Genomic DNA, 26,202 nt, shown 5'->3' on the forward strand with positions numbered 1-26,202 from the left:
TGTTTCAGACTTTAATAACGTCTTCAGCCTGCAAGCCTTTTGGGCCACTGATTAAATTAAACTCCACAGCTTGGCCCTCGTCTAAAGTGCGGTAACCTTCGCCGCGAATCGACCGAAAATGCACAAACACATCACTACCTTCTGTGTGGCTGATAAAACCAAACCCTTTGGCGTTGTTAAACCATTTAACAGTGCCAGAGACGCGTTCACTCATCGTTGTACCTCGCTGTATTGTTTGTGGCAGGGGATAAGTAATTTCAAAAATTGCGGTAAAGGATCGCGGCGTTGCCGATTCCTGGCACATATAGATCTGGGATTTATTGAAAGCTTAGGGAAAGCGGGGGCGTTGCAGCTACTGCTAAATCGGAGGCGCGCGACTAAGGGCTGCGCTTGGTAAATACGTGCAAGCATCACTATACGGCGGGGTATCGGGCCAGTGTTAGGCCCTACTATAACTGCTTCAGCGTATTTGTCTACGGTTTGCGCAGTAACGGTAGGGCTATACCTGGTTTTGCGAGCTTTCTAGAGCGCTTGGATGCTCTTTATTTGCTCCGATAGGGTTTGCTGCGCAGCTTGTTGGGCAGCGAGCTTCTCTTGCTCCTTGGTCACAACGTCGGCAGGCGCTTTGGCCAAGAACCCAGCATTGCCTAGTTTGCCTTGAATCCGCTGAATATCTTTGTCGAGCTTTTGTACTTCTTTCTCAAGGCGAGCAATTTCTGCGACTTTGTCGATTAAGCCCGACATCGGGACCAAAACTTCCATGCCGCCAACTAATTGGGTGGCTGACATGGGGGCTTCGTCACTGGCAGTTAGCCATTGGATGTCGTCTAGTTTAGCGAGTTTGGCCAGTGCTTGGCGGTTGCCGTTGAGGCGACGCAAGTCTTCATCGCCGCCGTTTTTCAATATCAAACTGAGTGCTTTACCCGGTGGTACGTTCATTTCACCACGAATATTACGGATGGCGAGAATGACACTTTTTAACCACTCGGCGTCAGCTATTGCGTCATTGTCGACTTTGTCTAATGCGGCGATAGGGTATGCCTGCAGCATAATCGTATCGTCGCTGTTTGCCTGGCTTGCCCCGGCAATTGGTGCGACTCGCTGCCAAATTTCTTCGGTAATAAAGGGCATGAAGGGGTGGGCCATACGCAAGGTGGCTTCTAAGACCCGAATTAATGTGCGGCGCGTGCCACGCTTGGCTTCAACGCTGGCATTGTCGTCCCACAATACGGGTTTAGAGAGTTCTAGGTACCAATCGCAGTACTCGTTCCAAATGAATTCGTAAATCGCTTGGGAGGCGTGGTCAAGACGGTAGGCGCTCATGGCCTCGGCGACGGTTTGCTCTGTTTGTTGCAAGCGCGAGATGATCCAGCGGTCTGCCAAGCTCAGTTCAACAGCTTCGCCATTGACACCGCAATCTTGCTCTTCGGTGTTCATCAACACGTAGCGGGCGGCGTTCCAAATTTTATTGCAGAAGTTGCGGTAGCCTTCGAGGCGTTTCATATCCCAGTTGATATCGCGGCCCGTTGATGCCAGCGAAAACAGCGTAAAGCGTAGAGCGTCGGTGCCGTGAGCACCAATGCCCTCAGGGAATGTGTTGCGCGTGGCCTTGGCGATTTTCTCGGCCAGCTGCGGTTGCATCATATTGCCGCAGCGCTTGTCGAGTAGCGCGTCCAGCTCAATACCGTCGATCATGTCCAGTGGGTCTAAGACATTGCCCTTAGATTTGGACATTTTCTGACCCTGCTCATCGCGGATCAGGCCGGTGACGTAAACGGTTTTGAAGGGGACTTGTGCCTCGCCATTTTCGTCTTTATTAAAGTGCATGGTCATCATGATCATGCGCGCCACCCAGAAGAAAATAATGTCGAAGCCGGTAACCAGAACATCTGTGGGATGGAAAGTTTTTAGGCGCTCAGTCTGTTCCGGCCAGCCTAGGGTGCCGAAGGTCCAGAGTGCGGAGCTGAACCACGTATCCAGTACGTCGTCATCTTGTTTGAGCTTAATGCTGTCGGCCAGTTGGTATTTCTCTCTTGCCTCAGCTTCGTTGCGGGCAACATAAATATTACCCTCCGTGTCGTACCAAGCGGGAATACGGTGTCCCCACCACAGCTGCCGAGAGATACACCAGTCCTGAATGTCGCGCATCCAGCTGAAATACATGTTTTCGTATTGCTTGGGTACAAATTCGATGCGGCCGTCTTCTACGGCTTCTATCGCTGGCTTGGCGAGGGCTGCCGTGGCAACAAACCACTGATCGGTGAGCATGGGCTCAATAACGAGGCCTGAACGGTCGCCGCGCGGTACTTTGAGGCCGTGATCGTCGACTTTTTCCAGCAGGCCGGCGCTGTCTAAATCTGCAACAATAATTTTGCGCGCCGCGTAGCGGTCTAAACCGACGTAGCTGGCGGGCAGGGTTTTATCAATGTCGGTATTTTCTGAGCTGTCGCTATTAAATATCTCGGCTTCTGTGCGAACGGCTGCGTTTTGGTCGAGGATGTTGATCATCGGCAGTTTATGGCGCTGGCCAACGGCGTAGTCATTAAAATCATGGGCTGGGGTTATTTTCACGCAACCCGTGCCGAATTCCCGGTCTACGTAATCGTCGGCGACAATGGGGATGAGACGACCGACCAGTGGCAGGGTGATGAATTTACCGATCAGCGAAGCATAACGCTCGTCTTTGGGATTTACCGCAACGGCGGTATCGCCAAGCATGGTTTCGGGGCGCGTTGTCGCAACGACTAAATAGGTCTTGCCATCGCTGGTGGTGGCGCCGTCGGCAAGTGGGTAACGGAAGTGCCACATAAAGCCTTTTTCGTCAGTGTTTTCGACTTCAAGGTCAGAGATGGCGGTGTGCAGCTTTGGGTCCCAATTAACAAGACGCTTGCCGCGATAAATGAGCTTGTCGTCATAGAGGCGAACAAAGACTTCTTGTACAGCTTTGTAAAAACCGTCGTCCATCGTGAAGCGTTCGTGGTTCCAGTCTACCGAAGCGCCAAGGCGGCGCAGCTGGCGGGTGATGGTGCCGCCAGACTCCTCTTTCCACTCCCAAACCTTGTCTAAAAAGGCGTCGCGGCCAAGATCGTGGCGAGTTTGACCGGTTTCGGCGGCGAGCTTACGCTCGACCAACATTTGCGTGGCAATACCTGCGTGGTCGGTACCCACCTGCCAAAGTGTGTTTTTACCCTGCATACGGTGGTAGCGGGTGAGGGCATCCATGATGGAGTCTTGGAAGGCGTGACCCATGTGCAGACTGCCGGTGACATTCGGCGGCGGAATCATGATGCTGTATGCGTCCCCTTTGCCCTGGGGTGAAAAATAGCCTTTTGCTTCCCAGTTTTGGTACCACTTGGTTTCGATGTCGGCCGGCTGAAATGTCTTGTCCATGGTGTCTCGTTAATCTGTGGTAGCGATAAATGACGCCGCCTGAGCCACGGTTTATAACACGGGCTAAATAAGGATGCGGCGATTAAAAAGGGAGCAAGTATACTGATTTTTAACCGCGCTGGCTAAAGCTCTAGGGGATTTATATAGCGGGCTTTTAGTCGTTGCGGTGTGCTTGCTCGTACCAGCGTTCGAGTAGTGATGCGTCTAGGCTGAGCAGGCGTTTGCGTAATTCGGCTTCGATGTTGGGCATCATGGAATCAATGACGTCTTGAATTAATAATTCACGTGCGTAGTCGCCGTCATCTGCGCGCGTGGGCTGTCGATAGGCTTCTGCTGTCGCAGGGGGCTGCGGTGCGCCCTGAAACGCTATGCCGGCATCGCTAAAGCGCAGTTCATCATTTTCTAGTGAGGCGTAATCCGAGCGAGGTGCTGGTTCAATGATGTCTTCTAATAAAGGTATTGACGCGGGGTCAATGCCATTGGTATCGAGCAGTACTGCTTGCAAGGCCTCGAGTTCCCCAAGTAGGGGTTTGTTTTTTTCCATAGTCTTGTCAGCTGTTAATCGTGTGAGAGTTGAGAGGGTAGCCGCGATTTTTGTAGTAGCTATAGCGTTGCCGAGACGCTTGTAAGCTGCTCTCTTCGTGGCTAACAATCTCGGCGAGGCGCTGAAAGCGACTAAAGAAAGTCGGCATTTCGCGAGCGGTGTTAATTAACACATCGCAATGCTCGCCGGCGTATTCGCCGCAGCCGACTAACACCGGATTATTGTCACCGGGATGGCAGCTGTGCGGAATAAAGCTTTCGTCGCGTAAATTCCATAACAGTGTATTAACCGCGTCTGCGGTATCGCTGTCATCGCAGTGCAGATAGACGTCGTGACCGCTTCGATAGGCTTTCTCCGCCAAGCGGCAGGCGTAGTGCATTGCCGCCGTGACGGTGTCCAATTTAAGGATGTAAAAGTCTATCTTAGTCATGTTTTAAGCGTCGACCTTGCTCATCAAATAGTGGCAAAGCAAACTCACCGGACGGCCTGTTGCACCTTTGTTGGCGCCACCGATCCACGCTGCGCCGGCGATGTCTAAGTGTGCCCAGCGGTAAGCTTTGGTAAAGCGCGATAAAAAGCAGGCGGCGGTTACGCTACCGGCTTCGGGGCCACCGATATTGGCGATGTCAGCAAAATTGCTGTCGAGCTGGTTTTGGTACTCATCCCACAATGGCATATGCCAGGCGCGGTCTTGGGCGAGGCGGCCCTGTTCGAGTAGTTCCTGTGCGAAGCTGTCCTCGTTGCTGTACAGGCCGGAAGCGTGTTTGCCCAACGCAACGACGCAGGCGCCGGTTAAGGTGGCTATGTCGATAACCGAGGCTGGTTTGAAACGTTCGGCGTAACTGAGTGCATCGCACAGTACTAAACGGCCTTCCGCGTCGGTATTGAGTATTTCAATGGTTTGGCCTGACATACTGGTCACTACGTCACCGGGTTTGGTGGCGCCACCGCTTGGCATATTTTCAGCTGCAGCGACGATGCCGACCACATTGAGCTTTAAATCCATTTCAGCGATAGCGTTCATGGTGCCAACCACGCTCGCGGCACCGCACATATCGTATTTCATTTCATCCATTTTGGCGCCGGGCTTTAAGCTAATACCACCGGTGTCGAAGGTGACGCCTTTGCCAACCAGCACATGTGGCTGTGCGCTTTTTTTGCCCCCCTTGTATTCAATAACAATCAGGCATGCGGGCTGGTCGCTGCCCGCGCTAACAGACAGCAGGGCGCCCATGCCGAGTTGCTTCATTTTTTTCTCATCGAGCACGCTTACGGTGACCGATTCAAACTTGCGGCCGAGGCTGCGGGCTTCACTGGCGATGTACGTGGGCGTGCAGATGTTTCCTGGAAGGTCGCCTAGTTCGCAGGCGGTGTTTATGCCCTTGCCAATACTGCTGCCGACTTGGATCGCCTGGCGGTTACTCTCGGTGTTTCCGCCTTGAAGGGTGACACGGCGAACCGATAGCGCAGGCTTGGGCTTGCTGACGGTGGCGGTATAACGATAGCTTGAGCTAACTAATAATTGGGCAATGCGTTGATGCTGCCAGTTTGGTTTGCGATCGCTGACGCTAATATTGTCGAGGAGGTAGCTAGTGTCTTTGCAATCTGCGGCCGCTGGCGCGGCAAAGCTGGCTTGAATGATTTTGTCGAAGTCACTGTCGCTGAGTTTGTCCTTGTCGCCTTGGCCGACAACTAGTAGGCGCCGGGCTTTAAGGCCACTGAGGCTTGGTAAGTATAAAGTTTCAGCTAACTTAGCCTTAAAATCACCGCGCTTAATCATTTGGCTGAGGACGCCACCGCTCGCCGAGTCCACGGCTTTTGCGAGCTCGGAGCTAAGTGCGGCATCCGTGATAAGAATCAGGCAATCGGTATTAACGGTGGTAACATCTTTACAAGGCTTAAGGCTAATTTGCATGGATACTCTCGCAGACAGTGGGCGGATTGATGATAATGCAGCCATTATTATGGACTGACCGCGCGGATTGGCAACAGCGCGGCGTAAATGCAGTGTTCTGGGCTTAGTGTAAAGGGTATCATCTGCGCGTGAAATACTTAGACGTAAAGACACGACGCGCTTTGTGCAATTGATGACGAGCTGGGCGGTGGAGAAATGGCTGTTTGATTTTATTTAGATACCTTGCCAGCGAGATGCTGAAGACAGTGTTTGCGGTAACGCTTACCTTGCTGGTTATTATCATGAGCGGGCGTTTTGTTAAGTACCTCGGCCAAGTGGCGTCGGGCGACTTTGCGCCAGATGTTCTCTTGTTAGTCATGCTTTATCGCTTGCCAAACTTTTTGGAAGTTGTGCTTCCTCTTGGCCTGTTTATTGGCATTTTGCTGTCATATGGTCGTCTATACGTTGACAGTGAAATGACGGTGATGAGTGCCTGCGGTATGAGCCGCCGCCGTTTATTGATCTATACCATGATTCCCGCGACATTTACCGCCGGTATAGTCGCTTATATTAGTTTGATTTTGACGCCATCGGGCATTCAGGCCTATGTTGATTTGCTGGCCGATAGCAAGTCAGAGATCGGTGTTAAAGCCGCCGTAGAGGGGCGCTTTCGTCTAGATAAAGCCTCTGGTCGGGTGACGTATATTGAAAAAGCCAATCGCGACAACCAGACAATGACCGGGGTGTTTATCGCGCAGCCCGAGCCGGTGCAGGCGGATGGTCGGCCGTTAATGTCGATTGTGACCGCCGAGCAGGGGCGTTTCCAAGTTGATGAACGCACCGCAATGCGTTATTTAGTACTCGATAGCGGGGTTCGCTATGTTGGTCAGTCTGGTGATATGGACTACCAGGTTACCAGTTTTAACCGCCTTGATCAGTTATTGCGCGACCCCGAAGAAAAGACGTATCGGCAGGAGCTGGATGGCAAAGACACTTCTGAGCTCTGGGGTAGTCCGGCATTAGAGGATATTGCTGCAGTGCAATGGCGAGTGTCACTAGGCTTGTTGGTGCCCATTGCAGCGCTGATTGCCGTGTCATTGAGTAAAACTGACCACCGCCGCGGTCGCTTCGGTAAAATGTTTCCCGCGTTTATGATTTATATGGTGTATTTGGTTTGTCTCAATGCGGTGCGTGATGCCATTGCCAAAGGCCAGTGGCCGGTATTTCCTGGTATGTGGGCGGTTCACGGGGTGTTCTTAGTTTTGGGCCTGTTATTGCTATACCGTGACAGTATGCACCGCCATTGGGTGCTTAGCTGGAGGCGTCGGCGTGGGTAAACTCAATCGTTATATTGGCCGCACCGTTGCTGGGGCTATTTTTTTGGTCTTGCTGGTGATCGTTGGCTTGGATCTCCTTTCTGAATTGGTCGACGGGCTCAAGGAAATTCGTGGTGATTACACTTTTTTCTCCGTCTTGAAATACGTGGCCATGACCTCGCCGGGCAGTTTTTACGACTATTTGCCGTTTGCAGCACTTGTTGGCTGCCTCTCGGGTTTGGGGTCTTTGGCCAGCAGCAGTGAATTAGTCGTTATGCGTGCGGCCGGAGTGTCTACTTGGCAACTGGTCGCAGCGGTACTTAAACCAACTGTTTTGTTGACCTTAGTGGGTTTGTGTGTGGCCGAATTTGTTGCACCGGTATCACAACAAATCGCTGAAAGTCAGCGAGCGGTGGCCCTACAAAAAACCGCCAGTATCCATTCGCGGCACGGTATGTGGCATCGTGAAGGTAAGCAATTTATGCATTTTAATGCAGTGCAACCTAACGGGGTGTTGTTTGGGGTGAGTATTTTCCGCTTCGATGAAAATCGGCGGCTTGAGCAAAATACTTTTGCTGAGCGCGCCTATTTTATTGATGGTCACTGGACCTTGGAAGATGCCAACGTTGTCGATTTGAATGATAAAGGCGCCAAGAAACAGCATTTTAGTCAGCTAGATTGGGACTCGGGTTTATCGCCGGATCTACTCAATATCTTGGTGCTAGACCCTCAGGATTTATCTATTACGGGCTTGTGGCGTTATGCAAGTTACTTAAAAAAGCAGGGCTTAAATGCGGGTGATTACGAACTGGCGTTTTGGAATAAATTACTTCAGCCGCTAACAATCATGGGTATGGTGTTGGTTGCAATATCCTTTATTTTTGGGCCTTTGCGCAATGTTACCATGGGCTTTCGGGTCTTTGTTGGTGTTATGGTTGGGATTGTCTTTCGTACTACCCAGGATATTCTCGGCCCTTCAAGTATGGTGTATGGATTTGACCCGATCTATGCCAGCGTGCTGCCGATAGCCCTGTGCTTTATGGCGGGCATTTATATGCTTACCCGGCGAACATAGGGCCGCCAGGCTATTATTTTTTCGCGGCTTTAGGAATTGAGCGCAGGCGCGTGTTTGATGCACGGTCATGCCATGCAAGGCCGTCTCGGTCTAGCCAAATCCACCAATACCCGAGTCCTGCCAAGCCTAGTGAAGGTATTGCAACCACGAGCCGAATCAGGCATTGCGACCAGCTGGGTTGATCACCACTGCTACTTTCGAGTTTGATGCGCCAGGCTTGCATGCCCAAGGTTTGGCCACTTTTACGCCAGAACCAGCCGTAGAATATAAAGATTAAACTCACTAGGTAAAACCGATATAAACTACCTTGAAGTGGGGAGTTTAGTTCGTGTACCACGCTATTATTGGCGGCGTCATTACTCATTATTTCCGGGCTTAGCAGGAGTGCTGGGATCAAGCTAGCCACAAATAAGATGGCGAATAACAAGAAACAGTCATAGACAATCGCGGCGAGGCGGCGAAATACGCCTGGGGCAGGGAGGTCAGTAGTCATTCAGTGGCGGTCCAAGTGAGAAACCGCCGTATTGTAGCAGAGCGAAAGTGGCTTGCCTGCTTAAAAGGCCATGGCGACGCCGAGGGCCACGGAATCACTGCGTAAGTGCAGCCTGTAATCGGTTTCGTATTTACTGAACTTGGGTACGGCGATACTACCTTCTTCGTTAGGAAGATAGCGCTTGGCGCCGCTGCTACGGGCGTAGAATGATTTGTATAAGCGTTTTATACCCATCTTGATCAGCGCGTGGACAGCATCGCTGCCTTGCTTAGCATTATTTTGGTCCATCCATACTTGGTTAAACCGGGCTTGATTGGCGTTGAACGCTTGGTAGTTACCGGTCTCGGTATCGCGTTCAATACAAAAACTTAGGGTGGGTTGGTAGCCAAGTTTCTGATCGTGGGGAAGTGTTATATCATTCGGTGTCTGCACACCCCATTCTTGGGCTAGGCAGTTACCAGAAACAATGCTTAAGGTAAGTAAAACAAGGCGATAGAAGTACGCTAAGGGCGATTTAATCTGCTGACAGGCATTTTTTATATTATTCATTGCTGTTAGGCTCCATTGCTAGCTCTGTAGCTGTTCAATTAAGTCTACTTAGCTCTGCGTTTGGGGTGAATAAGTAGATCTACCATGCGTGCTGGGGAGTTGTCGCAATAGGACTAGGCGGTGTCCGAAGCTCAGCTGCGATTGGCGGCAATAAATATCGGTAAATAATAAAATCGGAAGGGAAATAAGCTAAATGCGGGTCTTATTGATAGAAGATGATGCTAGTGTGGCTGAGTATATAGTTAAAGGTCTGCGAGAAAGTGGCTATCAAGTTGAACACGCCGCTGATGGTAAGACCGGGCTTGTTCAGGCGACGACTGAGCAATACGATGCGCTTATTGTCGATCGTATGTTGCCGCACGTTGACGGACTGACCATTATCCAGACTTTGCGCGCAGCCAATGACAGTACCCCAGCGCTGATTTTGAGTGCACTGGGGGAGGTTGACGATCGCGTTAAGGGGCTTAAGGCGGGTGGCGATGACTACTTGGTCAAACCCTTTGCTTTTGCGGAGTTATTAGCGCGTATCGAGGTCATGCTGCGCCGCCAAGAAGCGGGTTCGGCTGTGACACGTCTTAAAGTCGCCGATTTAGAAATGGATTTACTGGCGCATAAAGTTTCGCGCTCTGGTCAGCCTTTTAACCTGCAACCACGCGAATACAAATTACTTGAGTATTTAATGCGTCACGCCGGTCAAGTGGTAACACGTACCATGCTGTTAGAAAATGTTTGGGACTACCACTTTGATCCACAAACCAATGTTATAGATGTGCATATCAGCCGCCTACGTCAGAAAATTGATAAGGGTTTTGACAAGCCTCTGCTGAATACCGTGCGCGGTGCTGGATATATGTTGGATGATTCTCAGTAAAATATTCACCAGTTTTACCTTTCGGTTTTTGGTCAGCTATGTGGCTTGGCTGAGTTTAGCCGTTTTTATGGTATTAGCGCTGATCTATGCCTTTATTGCTTATGACTTCTTTGCTGAGGTGCATCACTCAGTTACTGAAGAATTGGGGTCGTTAAGCGAAGCCTATCAAGAGGGCGGTGAGTCGGCCGTCGCCGATTTTGTGAAAGTGCACAGCGGTCCAGATCGGCTGATTCGGTTTTTCTATTTTGTGGGCGACGAGCACCTCAATAAAATTGCCGGCAACCTAGAAGAGTGGCCTGACAGCGAGGAATATCGTGATGGCTGGCTGGGCTTTAATTTTGAGTCGATGTTGGACGATGCGGACTCTGTTGGTACAGAGTTTATCGCGCGCTCCAAGCAGCTGCCTGGCGGTGAACATGTCTTGGTCGCAAGACACTATGCCGATGTGCTTAACAGTACCAAACTGGTCGCGGGTGCCTTAACACGGAGTATGGTCGCGACCATACTGTTAGGTACCATCGGGGGTACCATAGTTGCTGCGCTGAGTTTACAAAGAATAGACCGTATTAATATTACGCTGCGCAGGATCATGACCGGCGACCTTACTGAGCGAATTGATATTCACAGCAGCACCGGCGATTTTTTACGCCTCTCAGAAAACGTCAATCAAATGCTCGATCGAATCGAGGCCCTAATGACCGGAGTAAGGCAGGTTTCAGACAATATTGCCCATGACTTGCGGACGCCATTAACCCGCTTGCGCAATAAGCTGAGTAATTTACATGAGAATTGCGCAGACCCGAATAATAGGGACGAAGTCGAAGCACTCATTGAAGAGGCGGATGGTCTCCTGGGCACCTTCAGTGCCTTGTTGCGAATTGCTCAGGTGGAGTCGGGGAATCGACGGTCCGGTTTCGCCAGCGTCGATCTATGCACATTGGTGTCGGACGTTATCGAATTATACGAGCCGTTATCGGCGGAAAAAAACCAGATTTTTCATACCGGTTTGGCCAAGGTCGGCAGCTTTCACGGCGATCGCAATTTACTCTTTCAGGCGGTGGCAAATTTGGTGGATAACGCCATTAAATACACCCCTGAAGGCGGCAAGGTTCAGGTAAATTTGGCGGTTGAGAAAAATGTGCTGCGCATCGAAGTTGCTGATAGCGGTATTGGTATACCAGAAGAAGATCGTGAAAAAGTATTTCAACGCTTTTTCCGTGTTGAACACAGCCGTAGCCGCCATCCAGGTAATGGCTTAGGGCTGAGCTTGGTGCAAGCGGTGGTTAAACTTCACGATGGGTATATAGATTTAAAAGATAATAAGCCCGGACTGAGAATTGTATTGCGCTTTCCGCGGACTGAAGTTCTTAGTTAGATCCGCGAGGAATCGATCGGCTACTTTAATTTTAGGTGGCTGGTGTCTGGGACTGGGTGATTGGTTTCAGTTTTTGGCGTGAGTACCGGTGTACCGGCTTCGCAGAGGCTAAGATCGGCGGTTAGCGCTTCAATGTCGACCTCAGGCTCTGGCGGCTTGCTCTCGATTAGATTGTCGCCGGCGGAACCAAGGCTAATATGTTCAGTGTTGGGAGTTGGCAGCGGTGGCATGTCGTTTTGATTGCCAAGATTCTCGCCGCTTTGGGCAAGACTGAGGTGGTCGGTGTCGGGCGCAGAGGCATTTACTATTTGGCGCTCATCGTCGCGTAGAACGGGCGTGCCGGTAGGGCTTAAATTCAAACTTTGCCCAGTCGCGGCGACTTCGCTTGGGCTGGCCGCTGGCGTCGGAACTGGGGCTGTACTGGGTTTGCTAATGGCGATAACCCCCATTTTCACAAACACCTGCTGGTAGCGCTGAACTTGGCTTAAATCGAGATCTTTACGAATGCGGTTGGCTTTGCCACTGAGAAGCTTCTCAACTTGGTCTACCGGGCGCTTAAATAGTGCAGCGAGTTGCTGTAGAGCAAGGTCGCGAGGTTGGCCTGGTGCAAGTTCACCGGTGAGGTAGAGATCGAAAAGCGGTGCAGTCATATGTCGGGTTACCTAAACATTGGCCGGTAGTAAGACCGTTTTATTTAACTTAGCAGAGATTATACTGGGGTGTTAAGGCTTATGCGGTTTTTTTTGGTATGCGTGGTAAGGGCATTAAAGAATGGATCTTGAGGCTGTACCAACGCGATTTGCGTGCTCGCTATTAAATTTGGCGGCAGAGCGAGGCTATGAATATAACAATGTACTTAGCAATGCCGGTATTGGCTTTAATCCGCTGAACAAGCGGTCACCGGGATACCAGACGACGATTTCCGCAATGCAGTACACCAAGCTGTATCAGCAAGTAATGAGCCTGTTGCAAGACGAAGCATTTGGTTTGATGTTTGGTAAAAATTTGACGCCCGGCGCTTTTCGTATGATGTGCTATTGCATCATCGGCTGCGAAAACTTGGGTAAAGCGATCAAACGGGCCTGTGAGTTCTTTCGTACTTTTTATGACGCCGATGCCCAAATATACCTTGATACCCGTAAAGATAGTGCGATCGTCGGTTATGGCAGTGTTAAAAAGGGCTTTTCTGGTCAACAAGTTGATGCTTCCGATCTCTATGGTTTATCAATTTGGCACCGATTTTTTTGCTGGTTGGTTGGTAGCAATATTGAGCTAAAGGAAGTTCGTTTTGCGGGACAAGCGCCGGTAGGAAAAGGCCGAGTTGCTAAGTATCAGCAGTTGTTTGCTTGCCCGGTATACTATGGCCAACTGCGCGACGAATTTGTTTTTGATACGCGTTATATGAGCTACCCCTTAGTACACAATGAACGGACCTTGAAAGATTTTTTGCGGGCTGCACCATACCCGCTTATGGTAATGAGTGGTGGTCGCGATGACGGCAGTTTGGTTGCTCGCGTGCGAGCGATGATCGGCCATGATTTTTCTCAGGGCTTTCCGAGTTTTGAGCGTATTACAGCGGCACTGAATATGTCGGCGCCAACTCTGCGGCGGCGACTGAAAAAAGAGGGCACCACCTTTCAACAATTGAAAGATGAGTGTCGTCGCGATGCCGCGATGGCTTACTTGGGTAATTCCGAGTTATCCATTAATGCTGTTGCAGCATTAATGGGTTTTACGGACCCGTCTGCCTTTCACCGCTGTTTTAAAAAATGGACGGGTATCACGCCCGGTGAATACCGCGTAAACGAGCGCGAAAGCCATAGTTAGCTAGCGCTATAAATTTCTAAGTTGCTGATATAAAAAACTTTTTTAAATTTCTGTCAGTGTGTTGACCGAAATTGTCATTGTCTCTAAGTGGCGCTGCAGTCCATTGTGGCGACCGTGAGCACAGTGGTGCCACAGTGAATTCACCCTAAGTTCGGTAGGATAAGCCATGGCAGAAGCATTTATTTATGATGCGATTCGTACTCCCCGCGGTAAAGGTAAGCGCGGCGGTTCCCTCTATGAGGTCAAGCCCATTGATCTAATTACTAATTTGCTTGAGTCGCTTAAAGCGCGTCATGATCTCGATACCAGTAAGGTCGAAGATTTGATCTTGGCCTGCGGTGAGCCCGTGAAAGAGCAGGGCCAAAATATTGCCAAGGCCGCATTAGTGTATTCAAGTTGGGACGACGCCACTACCGGCGCGCAATTGCATCGCTTTTGTGCTGGTGGATTGGATGCGGTCAATATGGCTGCCGCCAAGGTCGCTGCTGGTTATGAGGACCTGGTGGCGGCCGGTGGCGTTGAATCGATGTCCCGGCTTGGCATCGGTGCCAGTGGCGGCGCTACTGGTGACCCTTGGGTGGCAATGAAAAGCTACTTTATATCCCAAGGTTTAGGGGCGGATATGATTGCGACCATGGATGGCTTTAGTCGCGAAGATCTCGACCGCTACGCTGTTATGTCGCAGCAGCGCGCTGCTCATGCTCGCGCGCAGGGCTATTTTAAGTCGATTATCCCGGTGAAGGATTTCAACGGCGTTACCATTCTTGATCACGATGAGTTTATTCGCGGCGATACCTCGATGGCCGGTTTAGCTAAATTAAAGCCGGCTTTCCAAATGTTTAATGACTATGGTCATGGTGGTGTGGCGCGCCTTAAATACCCGGAGCTTGAGAATATTGAGTGTGTGCACACCCCGGGTAATTCATCGGGCATCGTCGACGGCGCTGGCTTGGTATTGGTGGGCAGTGAACGCGCCGGCAAGGAACAAAACCTCACACCCCGTGCCCGTATTGTAAGTTGTGCCTTGGTGGGCACAGAGCCGACAATTATGTTGGCCGGCCCCGCGCCAGCGACCCAGAAAGCCCTGCAAAAAGCCGGTCTTAGTGTCGACGATATCGACCTATTCGAGTTAAACGAAGCCTTTGCCTCGGTGGTGCTGCGTTACCAGCAAGTGCTGGGTATCCCCAACGAGAAAATCAATGTAAACGGCGGTGCTATCGCCATGGGGCATCCGATTGGTGCGACCGGTGCAATGATTCTTGGCACCTTATTGGATGAGCTTGAGCGTCGTAATCTTAAACGCGGTCTGGTGAGTTTATGCGCCGGTGGCGGTATTGGTATCGCGACGATCATCGAGCGAGTGTAAGGCGCGCTGACTATTTGGATATTCAAGTTGCTGGCATCGAAGTTCCGGTGCCAGCGCTTTTAAATGAAAGAGATTAAGGTAATGGCATATATACGCTTGGAAAAAGACAATGACGGCATTGTTGAACTCATTTTTGACCAGCCCGGTAAGTCAGTTAATACCATGGGGCGGGAGTACGACGAGGCAATGCGCGAGGCGGTGACGCAGTTACAGGGCATGGTTTCAGAGGGTGGTGTTAGCGGTATTTATGTTCGCAGCGCCAAGCCCGGTCAGTTTTTTGCTGGCGGCGATATTAATGAAATGCTGGACATGGATTTAAACCCCAGCGAAGCCAAGAAAACCGAGATGTATGAAGGGCTAATGGCAACGAAAGCCCCATTGCGTATTCTGGAAACACTCGGTGTCCCGGTTGCGGTCGGCCTTAATGGTCCAGCATTGGGTGGCGGTTTTGAAATAGCGCTCGCATGTCATTACCGTGTGGCAATTAAGGGCGTGCAAGTTGGTTTGCCTGAAGCCATGATCGGTTTGATGCCGGGTGCGGGTGGCGTAGTGCGCATGACCTACCTGCTCGGCATGCAAGAGGCCATTGGCCTTATTAGTCAGGGCAAACGCCTAAAGGCGGATCAAGCGTTAGAAAAAACTTTGCTGCATGAATTGGCGAATGACGAAGCGGATATGCACGCAAAGGCGAAAGCCTGGATCAAAACCAATGCGGGCGCAACGCAACCTTGGGATCAAGACGGATATCAGATTCCCGGTGGCGGTCCAGACGAGGCCGCCAACCAGGGTTTAACCTTCTTTGGCCCCGCCAATGTCATGGTGCAAACTAAGAATCTAATGCCCGCGCAGAATGCGATTTTTGCCTGCGTGGTAGATTGTGCCAGAGTGGATTTTGACACTGCACAAAAAATTGAAGGCCGCTATTTTTTAAGTTTGCTGCTGGATCAAACAGCGCGCAACATGATGACTGCCTTTTTTGTGCAGATGGAGGCCTTAAATAAAGGCGCGAGTCGGCCCGATGTTGCTGAACGCTTTGTCTGTAAAAAGCTCGGTATTCTCGGTGCTGGGCAAATGGGCGCGGGTATTGCAACAGTGGCTGCGCAAAAAGGGATTAGTGTTGTCCTTAAAGATATCAGCCAAGAAAATGCAGATCGCGGTCGGGCCTATGCTCAAGCCTTTTACACTAAGGGAGTCGCTAAGGGCAAAATAACAGAATCAAAAATGGCTGAGTGCATGGCACTTATTCAGGCCAGTGCCGACTATGCAGATTTGAGCGACTGCGACATGGTGATCGAAGCGGTATTTGAAGATCGCAAAGTGAAGGCGGCGGTTACTACCGCTACTGAAGCGGTTATCTCGGCCGCTAGCGTTTACGCTTCTAACACTTCTGCCTTGCCTATCAGTGAACTAGCCGAAGCCAGTGTTCGGCCACAAAATTTCATCGGTATGCATTTCTTCTCGCCGGCAGAGAGAATGCCCCTGGTCGAAATTATTCGCGGCAAGCAAACCTCTGATGAAACCCTTGCCAAAGCCTTTGACTTGGCGCAACAGCTGAGTAAAACACCAATAGTTGTTAATGATGCACCGGGCTTTTTTACAACCCGGGTAATTGCTAAAACCATCACCCAAGGGGCAATTATGCTGGAAGAGGGTGTTAATCCAGTGCTGATTGAGTCTGCAGCGCGTGACAATGGTTCACCGGTTGGACCATTGGCGGCAATTGATGAAATAAGCCAAGCGACTGCCTATAAAAATGGCCAACAGGCCAAAGGGGATGCAGAAGCCCAGGGTAAAGTTTGGCAAGATAATGCTGCCTCGCGGGTATTGGATCGAATGGTCAATGAGTTTGAACGCTGCGGTAAAGTCCACGGCGGTGGCTATTATGCCTATCCCGCCGGTGGGCAGAAGCATCTGTGGCCAGGTTTGAAAGACGCTTTTGCGGCTGATGGCTATCAAGATATTCCCTATCAAGATATTAAAGATCGTTTGACCTTCAGTCAGTGCTTAGAAGCAGTGAGAGCAATGGAAGAAGGCGTTGTCGAAAACGTTGGTGATGGTAATATTGGCTCAATAATGGGTATTGGCTTCCCGGCACAGACTGGTGGTGTTTTTCAGGGAATCAATGCCTATGGACTGCGTGAATTTGTTGCGCGGGCCGCTGAATTAGAGGCTAAATACGGCAGCGATTTTGCTGCTCCTAAGCTATTGATCGATCGCGCTGAGCGACTTGAGCTTTTTCGGTAGGCGCTGACCCAGAACGCTACGCCCCGTAAGCATGAATTGCTATTGGCTTTATGGGGCGTTGATCGTTTAAGATTTTCGTCAGCAATATCGCTGGCGAAAATCGGGTCGGTCATGGCAGATGTTTTTACTTACGGCAGTTTGATGTGTGCGGATATCATGAGCGCGGTCTGCGGGCATGACTCTCGATCCGAGCCAGCACGGTTAGTTGCTTTTCGACGCTATGCGGTATTGGATGAGAACTACCCAGGCCTTATTGAGGACGCCGGCGCGGAGTGCCATGGCGTGCTTTACCGTGACATTTCCGAACAGGGATTGCGGCGTCTTGATGTGTTTGAGGGAGAATATTACCGGCGCCAAAACGTTGTTATAACATTCGGCAATGAGAGCAATGGTAATGCACAAACCTATGTTTTTAGACCAGAGTATCGCCATTTGTTGGCGGATTGGCCGTGGAGTTTCGAACATTTTTTAGCTGTTGGAAAATCGCAATTTACCCGTGCTTACCTCGGTTTTCAAAAGATACCAAATCAAACATAATCGCTTTAGCGCTCGGGGCTAAAATTGATGAATGCCTCGCAAATAATATCTCTTGCTGTCGCGCCCTGCATAAAACATTGTTTACGTGCTTGGCGTACAAACTCATCGCTGCCACAAATATACACGCGACTCCCGCGCAGCTCAGCAAAGTGCGTACGCAAATGAAGTTGCCAAGTATCGGTGGATGAATCCTTCGTGTCGGGTGCAGGTTCATCGCTGTTCAATGAAAAACTAAATTGCGGATATTGATCCTTTAGCTTTCGAAGTGCATCTACAGCATAAAAATCACTGGCTTGTTTGCTGCGGAACAGTAAATGAATAGGGTGCTGGTGATTTTGGCTAAGGGCGTCGCGGGCGACACCGAGTAGCGGCGCGAGACCGGTGCCGGAGGCAATGAGCAATAAATTTTGCTGGTTTTGTTTGTTGTCGTAGACACATTCACCAAAGGGCCCCTGTATTGCTAGGGCGTCGCCCACGTTTATATTGTTCGCGAGACTCGGGCTGACGGCCCCGTCGGGATAAACCTGAATATGTAGCTCTATAAAGTCGTCGATGCTGGCGACACTGGCAATGGAATAGCAGCGGGCGCTGTCATTCAGCCATAGGGTGATATATTGCCCTGCCCGCCAGCGAAGGCGGCATTGTAAGCGCAGGCTTAATGTTCGTGCGCTTAATAGACGTTTTTCAGTGACCGTCGCTAGGTGTTTTTCAGCTTTCAAATCTGGAAGCTGAATGTCCATATCTTGCTCGGGTTCACAGCAGCAGCTCAAAAAATAGCCCTGTTGAATACGCACTTTACTTAGGCCGTGCTGACAATCGTCGGGAATTTGATCAGCTTTCGCCATTAGCATACAGGCTTGGCAGGCACCGGCGCGGCAACCGTGGGCAATGGCGATATTGTTTCTTAGCAGCGTATCCAAGACGTTCTCGTCGTCGAGTACTGAAAACCTTTGCCCGTTAAAGGTGATGGTGCGCATATCGAATCTGTAAATCCAGGTTGTTGGCGGATGTTGGCGCGCTCAACCTTGGCTGAGTAATACCAAAACCTCATAGTGAGCGGTATGGGGAAACATATCAAATAGTTGTACCTGGTCAATGAGATAGCCGTCGAGCGCGCGGAGGTCGGCGGCTAAGGAATTGGCGTTACAGCTGGAATAGAGCAGGTAATTAGGTGCGATCTGATTGATCTGTCCGCAAAGTGCTTCACCCAAGCCGCGGCGAGGGGGGTTGCTGATAATAAGTTGCGGCGCAAGGAGTTCATTTGCGGTAGCAAAGGCGGTGGAGTCTAATGCTTGAAAATGCACTTGCTCGCCGAGACCTAACTCATCGGCGCTGCGCTGCGCACAAGCGATGGCTTCCGCCTCTATTTCAATACCCACGAGCTGGCGTGTTGGCGTTAAACAGTGCAAACCGAAGCCGCCGGAGCCGCAAAATAGATCCCAATAGGTATCGATCTCTAGCGCCGCTGTCCACTGATTCGCAGTAGCGTATAACTTGGCTGCCATGTCTAAATTGGTTTGGAAGAATCCCTTGGGACGTTGGTAAAGGTTTATGCTGTTTAGGCGGTGGCATAGCCAACTATCGCCACTCAAAATGTACTCGTCTGGCCCCTCAATAATCGCCATGGGGACCGATTGAATGTTGACAGATACCGAAAGAATATTAGGGTGTTGACTTAATAGCTGCGGTAGCGCGGCCTGTATTGTGGCGATGGCTGCGGTGCTGCGTAAAACTAAACGCAGCATGTATTGGTTTTCGCTGTTTCGATTAAGTAGCACAAATTTGAGTTCACCCTGGCGATTTTTAAGCTGATAGGGCGCAATGCGGAGTTGGCCTAGCCAGCTTTCTAGCTCACCAAGCAGCTTTTGCATATCTTTTGAGTAAAGCGGGCAGTTGCAGAGGCTAATGGCCTGGCCACGATGATTGATAATACCCAGCTTGGGACTTTCGGCACTGCCGAGTGCGACCATTTTAGCTTTGTCGCGAAATCCGGTGGTTTCCGAATGTGCGGTGGTGAGCAACGGCGGCGGCGAAAATTCCGCTAATAAGGCATTGAGGTGGGCTTCTTTGCGGCTTAATTGCTCTGGATAACTTTGATCTAACCAAGCGCAAGAACGGCATTGATTATTTTCATAAAAGGAACAGTGCATCGCTGAACTCAAAAATAATAATAGTGCCTGTATCGAGGCGCTAAGCTTGCCACCAGAATCTAATTAGGGCAATTTTAAATGCGGGTAAAACATCGCTGGTAAGGTTTTTTTACGCAGATGATACTTTCAATGTGTAGATAAGGATTATAGGGGCTAGGCATGGAAGACCAAGGCAAAGACGCCACTATTTTAACGTCATGGCAGAAAAATGTAGATGCCTGGACGCGTGCCGTTCGCCAATCGAAAATAAGTAGCCGGGTAGCGGTTACCGATGCGGCCATCGTCAACGCCATTGTCGCGCAGGCGCCCAAAACGGTGTTGGATCTCGGTTGTGGCGAAGGCTGGCTGGTGCGATCCTTAACAGAGTTGGGCGTGATGGCGGAGGGCGTCGATGGAATCGCCGGGCTTATTCGTTGCGCCAAGGACGGCGGCGGCAAATTTTCGCTTATGTCTTATGAAGACTTCGCTGTCGGCGCGTGGCAGAAGCACGTTGACTGCGTCGTATGCAATTTTGCACTGCTTGGCCACCAGGTGGTTGAGGATGTTTTAGCGGCTATTCCGAGTGTATTGAGCATTGATGGTAAATGCATTATCCAAACTCTGCATCCGGCGTATAGTGATCAGTCCTATTACGATGGCTGGCGTGAGGGAAGCTGGGCAGGCTTTAGCGATGACTTTTGTGACCCGGCACCGTGGTATTTTCGAACCTTGAGTAGTTGGTTTGCGCTATTTACCGCGAGTGGCTTTAAGCTGGCGGAGCTTATTGAGCCCCTTAACCCGCAAACGGGCGAACCAGCATCGATCATTTTTGTTCTCAGGCCGGAGAAAAAAGTTGCGGCTTAACATGTACTTGAACTCATGCGCTGCGGACGTTCAAATTTTCGTTTAAGGGTTTAGCTACTGGGTTGAATCAACTACACTCAAGGGCAATTTTTACGCGGAGTTGTTACGCAATGAACAATACCCACAGTAAAGCAGTTGGCTATGTTTTATGGATTTTCGGCTTTATGGGCGCGCATCGTTTTTACTTTGGTCGGCCAGTCAGCGCGACAATATACTTCTTTACCCTCGGCTTGTTCTTTGTAGGCTGGATTGTCGATTTATTTTTAATTCCCGGAATGGATCGTGACGCAGATCAGAACTACCAAAGCGGCACGACCAATTATACCTTGGCTTGGGTGCTACTGACGTTTTTAGGTATTTTTGGCCTGCATCGCTTTTATATGGGTAAATGGCTAACTGGTATTTTGTATTTATTGACAGGTGGTGTTTTTTTATTGGGGATCATCTACGACTATTGGACTTTGAATCAGCAAATTAGTGAGAAAAATGCCAATCTGTTTGGCCGCTGAATTTATTGCACGTCAAGCAAGGTCTCTGTAAGTAAAATCCCTTCGAGTTTATGCTATTGCGCGTTCTAATTATTGGTTGTGTCTGGCCGGAGCCGAATTCATCCGCTGCGGGCAGGCGGATGTTGTCCTTGCTTACTGCCCTGCAAGCCAGTGGCGGCGAGATCTATTTTGTGAGTGCCGCGGCTAAGGGCGAGCACAGTGTCGATTTAGCCGCGACTGGTGTTCATGTGCAGGGAATTGTACTGAACTGCGATAGCTTCGATACTTTTGTCGCTGAGCTACGTCCCGATGTGGTGGTTTTTGACCGATTTTTAACTGAAGAGCAGTTCGGTTGGCGGGTTGAGCGGAGTTATCCAGCAGCGGTGCGTATTCTCGATAGTGAGGATCTGCATTGCTTGCGCCATGCTCGTCATCAGGCACTCAAACAAGGGCGGAAATTGAGCCTACAAGATCTCTATGGTGAAATGGCATTACGTGAAATAGCGGCGATTTGGCGCTGCGATCTCACCCTGGTAATTTCAGAATTTGAAATGGCGTTACTGCAGGATACCTACGGTGTTCCTGGTGATCTCTTGTATTATTTGCCTCTGTTAACGGATTTTAGCGCTGATCATACGCGTGCTTGGCGCGACTTTGAAAGTCGCGAGCACTGTGTCGTAGTGGGTAATTTTCGTCACGCGCCAAACTGGGATGCGGTACAGTATTTACGTAGCGAATTATGGCCCCTGATTCGTCATATGTTGCCGAAGGTTGAGTGCCATGTTTATGGCGCATACCCGCCACCTAAGGCCTTGCAATTGCATAGCGACAAATTGGGTTTTTTAGTAAAAGGTTGGGCAAGCGACGCCGATGCAGTCGTTGGTCAAGCGCGCTTAAGTTTGGCGCCGCTGCGTTTTGGTGCGGGCCAAAAGGGCAAATTATTAGCCGCGATGGAATGCGGTACACCCTCGGTGACAACGGAAATTGGTGCCGAGGGTATGTGTGGTGAGATGCCATGGAGCGGACATATTGTTGCTGAATCCCCTGAGTTTTCCGCTGATTTTGCAGCCGCAACGGTGGCCTTATATCAAGATGCTGAAGGCTGGGCGGTGATGCAGCAGCGCGGTGCGGCGCTCTTGTTACAGCGCTTTCAGGCAAGTGATTACATCCCTGGTTTTATTCAATGCGTGGCTGCGCTCGCGAAGGATGTGACCGCTCACCGCCTTAAACATTTCAATGGTTTGATGCTTCGGCATCACACAGTCAAGAGTCATCAGTATATGTCGCAGTGGATAGCGGCTAAAAATAGGCTGCCTAAGGGCGAATAAGCGTCAACGGGGCGGCGGTGCACTTAGCAGGAACGTTTATGTGTCTACAGGTGCTGTGTGTCATAGCGGGCGGCCCTGCGATTGCATTTAGCCTGTAAATCTGCGAATGTTGGGAGGATTGGTGTACGTCGGCCAACGTTAACAATAATAAATAGACATTACGCAGGCAAAATTTATGGCTGGCGGAGGTGAGAGCGGTATGCAGCACATGATTTTTGATGCCCATCTGCACATTATTGACCCCGCGTTTCCGCTCGTCAGTAATGATGGTTTTTTACCCGATGCATTTACCGTCGATGATTATGTTGGCCAAACAGCAAGTCTTGGCGTAGGTGGTGGCGCCGTTGTGTCGGCCTCTTTTCAGTCTTATGATCAAAGCTATCTAATTACAGCATTGGCTGCCCTGGGCCCGACGTTTGTTGGGGTAACTCAGGTTCCCTGTAATATTAGCGACGAAGACCTGTTACTGCTTGCCAATCAAGGCGTGCGCGCTGCTCGTTTTAACCTTCGCCGGGGCGTATCGGAATCATCTGAAAACCTTATTCAATTCGCTCACCGTATTTATGATCTGTTAGGTTGGCATATTGAAATCTACGCTGACTGCAAATCATTGGCGGATCTCAGTAGTGAGCTTTGCCGGTTGCCAGCGGTCAGCATTGATCACTTGGGCTTGTCTAAAGAAGGCTTGCCAGTTTTGTATCAGCTAGCGGAGAGCGGCGCGCGGGTTAAGGCGACCGGTTTTGGCCGGGTCGATTTTGCCGTTAGTCAGGCCATTCGCCGCTTGTTTGAAATTAATCCTGATGCCTTGATGTTTGGCACCGACCTTCCCTCTACTCGGTCGCCGCGTGCTTTTAATCCGGTGGATATAGAAATTATTGGCAATGCCTTGGGCGACTCGGCAACCAAGAAAGTGCTTTGGGATAATGCCGCCGCTTTCTATCGCCTTGGTGTTTAGATCCTCCCTAGACTAATTGACCCTTGTCACTGCATTTATTAAAGTGCCCCGCCAGTTGGTTTATGACTGTCTTTTTGCTGCTTGTTCTGTACACCACGATGGAGTTGCCTGTTTTATTCTAGGGCGGCACTGAATTTTGCCCTGTTTTTGACTTGCCGAGATTGCTCTTGACGCCATTTTTACTGATTAGCTTCGTATGGTTCCTGGCCCTTGCCTTGGATCGCGTGTTCGGCGAGCCTCAACGATGGCATCCCTTAGTTGGTTTTGGCAGGGTCGCATCTGGCATCGACGCGCGATTTAATCGGCAGGGTAGCGCCTTTGTGCTACGCATAGCCGGTCTGGCGTGCTGGCTGGTCATTGTTTTACCCCCGGTTATCGCGGTATACCTTGTTGATTATGCGATTAAGCAATATTCGCTAGTACTTAGCGTGCTCTGGCATATTGTGGTGTTGTATTGGGCAGTGGGTTGGCAGAGCTTATGTGAACATATTCGCCCTGTTGCGGAAGCGCTGAAGATGGGCGATTTGGAGAAGGCGCGCCTGAGGATTAGCTATTTGGTCAGTCGTGATACCCGCGACCTAGACGCGGAACAAGTATTAACTGCGGGATTAGAAACAACGCTCGAAAATAGCAGCGACGCGGTATTTGCGTCGCTATTTTGGTATGCCTTAGCTGGACCCAGTGGCGTGGTATTGCAGCGTTTAGCAAATACTTTGGATGCGATGTGGGGTTATCGAAATTCGCGCTACCGCTATTTTGGCTGGTGGGCGGCGCGCTGCGATGATGTTTGCAACTTTGTGCCTGCTCAACTGACTGCGCTCGGGTTCAGTCTATTGGCGTTTTCTGGTGAAGCATGGCGCTGTTGGTTCAAGCAGGGTTGGTCCTGGAAAAGCATTAATGCGGGGTCTGTAATGGCGAGTGGCGCCGGGGCCTTGAGGATCCGTTTAGGCGGTTCGGCACGTTATCATGGCGAGTTATTAGAGCGTCCAGCGCTGGGTGCAGGTCGAGCGCCGGTGGTTGGGGATTTAACGCGGAGTATTAATTTGGTGAACTATCAACTTGCCGTTTGGCTTGGGATTGCGCTCCTGCTGGGATTTTTTGCATGAGCGACGTAGGTGTTGAGCCGCCCCGTCACGGTGGCGACCCGCGGACCTTGTCGGCGGTGGCCGCTGGTTTGCCCATGATTGATTTGGCGACGGGGGTGAACCCGTGGGCTTGGCCGGTGCCGCCGCCGCCAGCGGAGTGTTATCAGCGGCTTCCCTATCCCTGTGCCGATTTGTTACGCGCCGCTGCAACCTATTACGGCGTGGCGGAGGATGTGATTTTGGCGACGGCGGGAAGTCAGCCAGTAATTCAATTATTGCCCACCATTTTTGCGCCGGGCCGGGTATTGATGGCTGACGTCGCCTATGAAGAACACCGTTATCGCTGGTCCCGCGCGGGGCACCATATACACCATTTCAGTGACTATTCCCGAGAGTACATTGCCAAGCGTATCCTTCGTGAGCAAATTCAATATTTAGTCATTATTAGTCCAAATAACCCAACCGGCGATGTGGTGACCGAGGCTGATGTTCGTTACTGGCGCTCACTGCTACCAAGCGATGGTGTCGTGGTGATTGATCAAGCGTTTGCTGATGCCATGCCGACAAGTGATTTGAGCGTATTGGCCGCCGAGCCGGGTATTGTGCTGCTGCGATCGATAGGCAAATTCTTTGGCCTACCAGGTTTACGTTTAGGTTTTGTTATTGCCTCGCCAAATGTCTTGGCCACGCTTGACGAGCGGATAGGTCCATGGGCGGTTTGTGGCAGCGCACAATGGCTGGGGCGACAAGCATTACAGGATCGCCGGTGGCAGAATGCAACGAAAATTCGCCTGGAAAACGCGGCTGCTCGCCAGGGGGTGTTGCTTACGGAACGTTTCGAATTTTGCTTCCAAAAGCTCATTGTTACGCCACTTTTTATTACTATGGTGTTGCCATTGGCGAGCGCAGAGCGCTTACAGGCGCGCTGTTATGCCCAAGGTCTTTCGGTACGGGTGTATCGCTGTGGGGAGAATACAGCGTATATGCGCTGGGGTTTGGCCAGTGATCAGGCAATACTCGCTGAGCGGTTGGCCGCAATTTCCCTTGCTGATTTAGCCGCATAATTGGAAACAGGATCGGTGGGTGGCTGTGGGAGCGACATATAATGGCAAAAGACACTGGATTTACCGCATTTTTGCTGGAGCAAATGCAATGGCTGGGACCGGTTAACGCGCGGAGAATGTTTGGCGGTAGCGGTTTTTTCTTAGAAGGCCTGATGTTTGGTTTAGTGTTCGATAATACTTTGTACTTGAAGGCCGATGCGCAAAATCGCGGCGATTTTGAAGCCTTGGGGTTACAGCCTTTTACCTACCCTCGTGGTGATCGCGAGGTCGCGCTTTCGTACTTTCAGGCGCCTGAAGAGGCACTGGATGATAAGGATATACTGATTGACTGGGGTAACCGGGCTTACGCGGCGGCGATGCGTGCGGCTGCCGCCAAGCACCGGCCGGCGCGAACTTAGTCGTATTTAGAGGCGGTGCGCGATGTGCCTATAGTCAGTGTATAATGTGCGCCGTTGTGACGATTGGAAGGTCTAGTAAATGTCAGTACAAGAAACAATTCAGGGAAAGTTGCAGGCGGCATTGGCGCCTAGTCACCTTGAAGTGATTAATGAAAGTCATATGCACAGCGTGCCCGCCAATTCAGAAACGCATTTTAAGCTCGTTATTGTTGCCCAAGATTTCGCTAGTCTTCGTAAAGTCGCGCGGCAGCAGCGTGTTTATCAACTTTTGGCTGATGAGCTTGCAGGCCCAGTTCACGCCTTAGCGATGCACACATATAGCCCCGACGAGTGGGCACTCCGCGCAGGGGCAGTACCCGCGTCACCAGACTGTCTGGGTGGTAGCAAAAAGGAGCAGGGCGCGAAATAGT

Annotated in this window: 26 protein-coding genes; 16 read left to right on the forward strand and 10 right to left on the reverse strand. The window is 50.7% G+C overall.

Features of this window, described 5'->3' with window-relative positions:
- Positions 1–4: 4 nt before the first annotated feature.
- The 5 genes from ABD836_RS01135 to ABD836_RS01155 form a co-directional block, all read right to left on the reverse strand.
- Positions 5–214, reverse strand: a complete 210-nt coding sequence (locus tag ABD836_RS01135; protein ID WP_344931870.1) for a cold-shock protein — start codon at positions 212–214, stop codon at positions 5–7.
- 308 nt (positions 215–522) lie between these two features.
- Positions 523–3,390, reverse strand: a complete 2,868-nt coding sequence (locus ABD836_RS01140) for a valine--tRNA ligase (protein ID WP_344931871.1) — start codon at positions 3,388–3,390, stop codon at positions 523–525.
- A 154-nt stretch (positions 3,391–3,544) separates the two neighbouring features.
- Positions 3,545–3,934 carry a hypothetical protein gene (locus ABD836_RS01145; protein WP_344931872.1) on the reverse strand — a complete coding sequence of 130 codons (390 nt, stop codon included), beginning with the start codon at positions 3,932–3,934 and terminating at the stop codon, positions 3,545–3,547.
- 7 nt (positions 3,935–3,941) lie between these two features.
- Positions 3,942–4,364, reverse strand: coding sequence for a DNA polymerase III subunit chi (locus ABD836_RS01150; RefSeq protein ID WP_344931873.1), 423 nt, complete (start codon positions 4,362–4,364; stop codon positions 3,942–3,944).
- A gap of 3 nt (positions 4,365–4,367) precedes the next feature.
- Complete coding sequence (locus ABD836_RS01155) at positions 4,368–5,849, reverse strand: leucyl aminopeptidase (RefSeq protein WP_344931874.1); 1,482 nt, start codon at positions 5,847–5,849, stop codon at positions 4,368–4,370.
- A 203-nt stretch (positions 5,850–6,052) separates the two neighbouring features.
- On the opposite strand from ABD836_RS01155, the gene lptF reads away from it, so the two are divergent.
- Both lptF and lptG read left to right on the forward strand, forming a co-directional pair.
- Positions 6,053–7,165, forward strand: coding sequence for an LPS export ABC transporter permease LptF (lptF, locus tag ABD836_RS01160; protein ID WP_344931875.1), 1,113 nt, complete (start codon positions 6,053–6,055; stop codon positions 7,163–7,165).
- Positions 7,158–8,219: an LPS export ABC transporter permease LptG gene (lptG, locus tag ABD836_RS01165; protein ID WP_344931876.1), complete on the forward strand. Its 1,062-nt coding sequence runs from the start codon at positions 7,158–7,160 to the stop codon at positions 8,217–8,219. The genes lptF and lptG overlap by 8 nt, the downstream gene beginning before the upstream one ends.
- A gap of 13 nt (positions 8,220–8,232) precedes the next feature.
- Here lptG and ABD836_RS01170 read toward each other — a convergent pair whose 3' ends face one another.
- Both ABD836_RS01170 and ABD836_RS01175 read right to left on the reverse strand, forming a co-directional pair.
- A complete protein-coding gene (locus tag ABD836_RS01170) occupies positions 8,233–8,712 on the reverse strand; it encodes an RDD family protein (RefSeq protein ID WP_344931877.1) in 480 nt (159 codons plus the stop codon).
- A gap of 60 nt (positions 8,713–8,772) precedes the next feature.
- Positions 8,773–9,261: a hypothetical protein gene (locus ABD836_RS01175; protein ID WP_344931878.1), complete on the reverse strand. Its 489-nt coding sequence runs from the start codon at positions 9,259–9,261 to the stop codon at positions 8,773–8,775.
- Between the two features lie 193 nt (positions 9,262–9,454).
- Between ABD836_RS01175 and ABD836_RS01180 the strand changes: the two genes are divergently transcribed.
- Positions 9,455–10,132, forward strand: coding sequence for a winged helix-turn-helix domain-containing protein (locus tag ABD836_RS01180; RefSeq protein ID WP_344931879.1), 678 nt, complete (start codon positions 9,455–9,457; stop codon positions 10,130–10,132).
- Complete coding sequence (locus ABD836_RS01185; RefSeq protein WP_344931880.1) at positions 10,119–11,507, forward strand: sensor histidine kinase; 1,389 nt, start codon at positions 10,119–10,121, stop codon at positions 11,505–11,507. Before ABD836_RS01180 ends, ABD836_RS01185 begins: the two co-directional genes overlap by 14 nt.
- Positions 11,508–11,527: 20 nt before the next feature.
- On the opposite strand, the gene ABD836_RS01190 is transcribed toward ABD836_RS01185, so the two are convergent.
- Complete coding sequence (locus ABD836_RS01190) at positions 11,528–12,157, reverse strand: hypothetical protein (RefSeq protein WP_344931881.1); 630 nt, start codon at positions 12,155–12,157, stop codon at positions 11,528–11,530.
- A 121-nt stretch (positions 12,158–12,278) separates the two neighbouring features.
- On the opposite strand from ABD836_RS01190, the gene ABD836_RS01195 reads away from it, so the two are divergent.
- From ABD836_RS01195 to ABD836_RS01210, 4 genes are all read left to right on the forward strand, one after another.
- Positions 12,279–13,334: an AraC family transcriptional regulator gene (locus tag ABD836_RS01195; RefSeq protein ID WP_344931882.1), complete on the forward strand. Its 1,056-nt coding sequence runs from the start codon at positions 12,279–12,281 to the stop codon at positions 13,332–13,334.
- A 166-nt stretch (positions 13,335–13,500) separates the two neighbouring features.
- On the forward strand, positions 13,501–14,700 hold the full coding sequence (locus ABD836_RS01200) for an acetyl-CoA C-acetyltransferase (RefSeq protein ID WP_344931883.1): 1,200 nt from the start codon (positions 13,501–13,503) through the stop codon (positions 14,698–14,700).
- A gap of 81 nt (positions 14,701–14,781) precedes the next feature.
- A complete protein-coding gene (locus ABD836_RS01205) occupies positions 14,782–16,944 on the forward strand; it encodes a 3-hydroxyacyl-CoA dehydrogenase NAD-binding domain-containing protein (protein ID WP_344931884.1) in 2,163 nt (720 codons plus the stop codon).
- A 111-nt stretch (positions 16,945–17,055) separates the two neighbouring features.
- Entirely contained in the window at positions 17,056–17,481 is a 426-nt protein-coding gene (locus ABD836_RS01210) for a gamma-glutamylcyclotransferase family protein (RefSeq protein WP_344931885.1), read from the forward strand.
- Between the two features lie 5 nt (positions 17,482–17,486).
- On the opposite strand, the gene ABD836_RS01215 is transcribed toward ABD836_RS01210, so the two are convergent.
- Positions 17,487–18,458 carry a 2Fe-2S iron-sulfur cluster-binding protein gene (locus ABD836_RS01215; protein ID WP_344931886.1) on the reverse strand — a complete coding sequence of 324 codons (972 nt, stop codon included), beginning with the start codon at positions 18,456–18,458 and terminating at the stop codon, positions 17,487–17,489.
- 42 nt (positions 18,459–18,500) lie between these two features.
- Complete coding sequence (rlmC, locus tag ABD836_RS01220) at positions 18,501–19,631, reverse strand: 23S rRNA (uracil(747)-C(5))-methyltransferase RlmC (RefSeq protein WP_344931887.1); 1,131 nt, start codon at positions 19,629–19,631, stop codon at positions 18,501–18,503.
- A gap of 159 nt (positions 19,632–19,790) precedes the next feature.
- On the opposite strand from rlmC, the gene ABD836_RS01225 reads away from it, so the two are divergent.
- The 8 genes from ABD836_RS01225 (at position 19,791) to ABD836_RS01260 (ending at position 26,201) form a co-directional block, all read left to right on the forward strand.
- The gene (locus tag ABD836_RS01225) at positions 19,791–20,474 is read left to right on the forward strand and encodes a class I SAM-dependent methyltransferase (protein WP_344931888.1); all 684 of its coding nucleotides are present in this window, start codon (positions 19,791–19,793) and stop codon (positions 20,472–20,474) included.
- Between the two features lie 110 nt (positions 20,475–20,584).
- Complete coding sequence (locus tag ABD836_RS01230; RefSeq protein ID WP_344931889.1) at positions 20,585–20,983, forward strand: TM2 domain-containing protein; 399 nt, start codon at positions 20,585–20,587, stop codon at positions 20,981–20,983.
- Positions 20,984–21,102: 119 nt separating this feature from the next.
- The gene (locus tag ABD836_RS01235) at positions 21,103–22,290 is read left to right on the forward strand and encodes a glycosyltransferase (RefSeq protein ID WP_344931890.1); all 1,188 of its coding nucleotides are present in this window, start codon (positions 21,103–21,105) and stop codon (positions 22,288–22,290) included.
- Between the two features lie 199 nt (positions 22,291–22,489).
- Complete coding sequence (locus tag ABD836_RS01240; protein WP_344931891.1) at positions 22,490–23,245, forward strand: amidohydrolase family protein; 756 nt, start codon at positions 22,490–22,492, stop codon at positions 23,243–23,245.
- Between the two features lie 167 nt (positions 23,246–23,412).
- Positions 23,413–24,351 (forward strand): adenosylcobinamide-phosphate synthase CbiB, encoded by a 939-nt coding sequence (cbiB, locus tag ABD836_RS01245; RefSeq protein WP_344931893.1) that lies wholly within the window; start codon positions 23,413–23,415, stop codon positions 24,349–24,351.
- Positions 24,348–25,394, forward strand: coding sequence for an aminotransferase class I/II-fold pyridoxal phosphate-dependent enzyme (locus tag ABD836_RS01250; protein WP_344931894.1), 1,047 nt, complete (start codon positions 24,348–24,350; stop codon positions 25,392–25,394). Before cbiB ends, ABD836_RS01250 begins: the two co-directional genes overlap by 4 nt.
- Positions 25,395–25,435: 41 nt before the next feature.
- The gene (locus ABD836_RS01255) at positions 25,436–25,792 is read left to right on the forward strand and encodes a TfoX/Sxy family protein (RefSeq protein WP_344931895.1); all 357 of its coding nucleotides are present in this window, start codon (positions 25,436–25,438) and stop codon (positions 25,790–25,792) included.
- A 79-nt stretch (positions 25,793–25,871) separates the two neighbouring features.
- Positions 25,872–26,201 (forward strand): BolA family protein, encoded by a 330-nt coding sequence (locus tag ABD836_RS01260; RefSeq protein ID WP_344931896.1) that lies wholly within the window; start codon positions 25,872–25,874, stop codon positions 26,199–26,201.
- The last annotated feature ends 1 nt before the right edge of the window (position 26,202 follow it).

The organism is Zhongshania borealis (assembly GCF_039539625.1).
Lineage (GTDB): Bacteria > Pseudomonadota > Gammaproteobacteria > Pseudomonadales > Spongiibacteraceae > Spongiibacter > Spongiibacter borealis.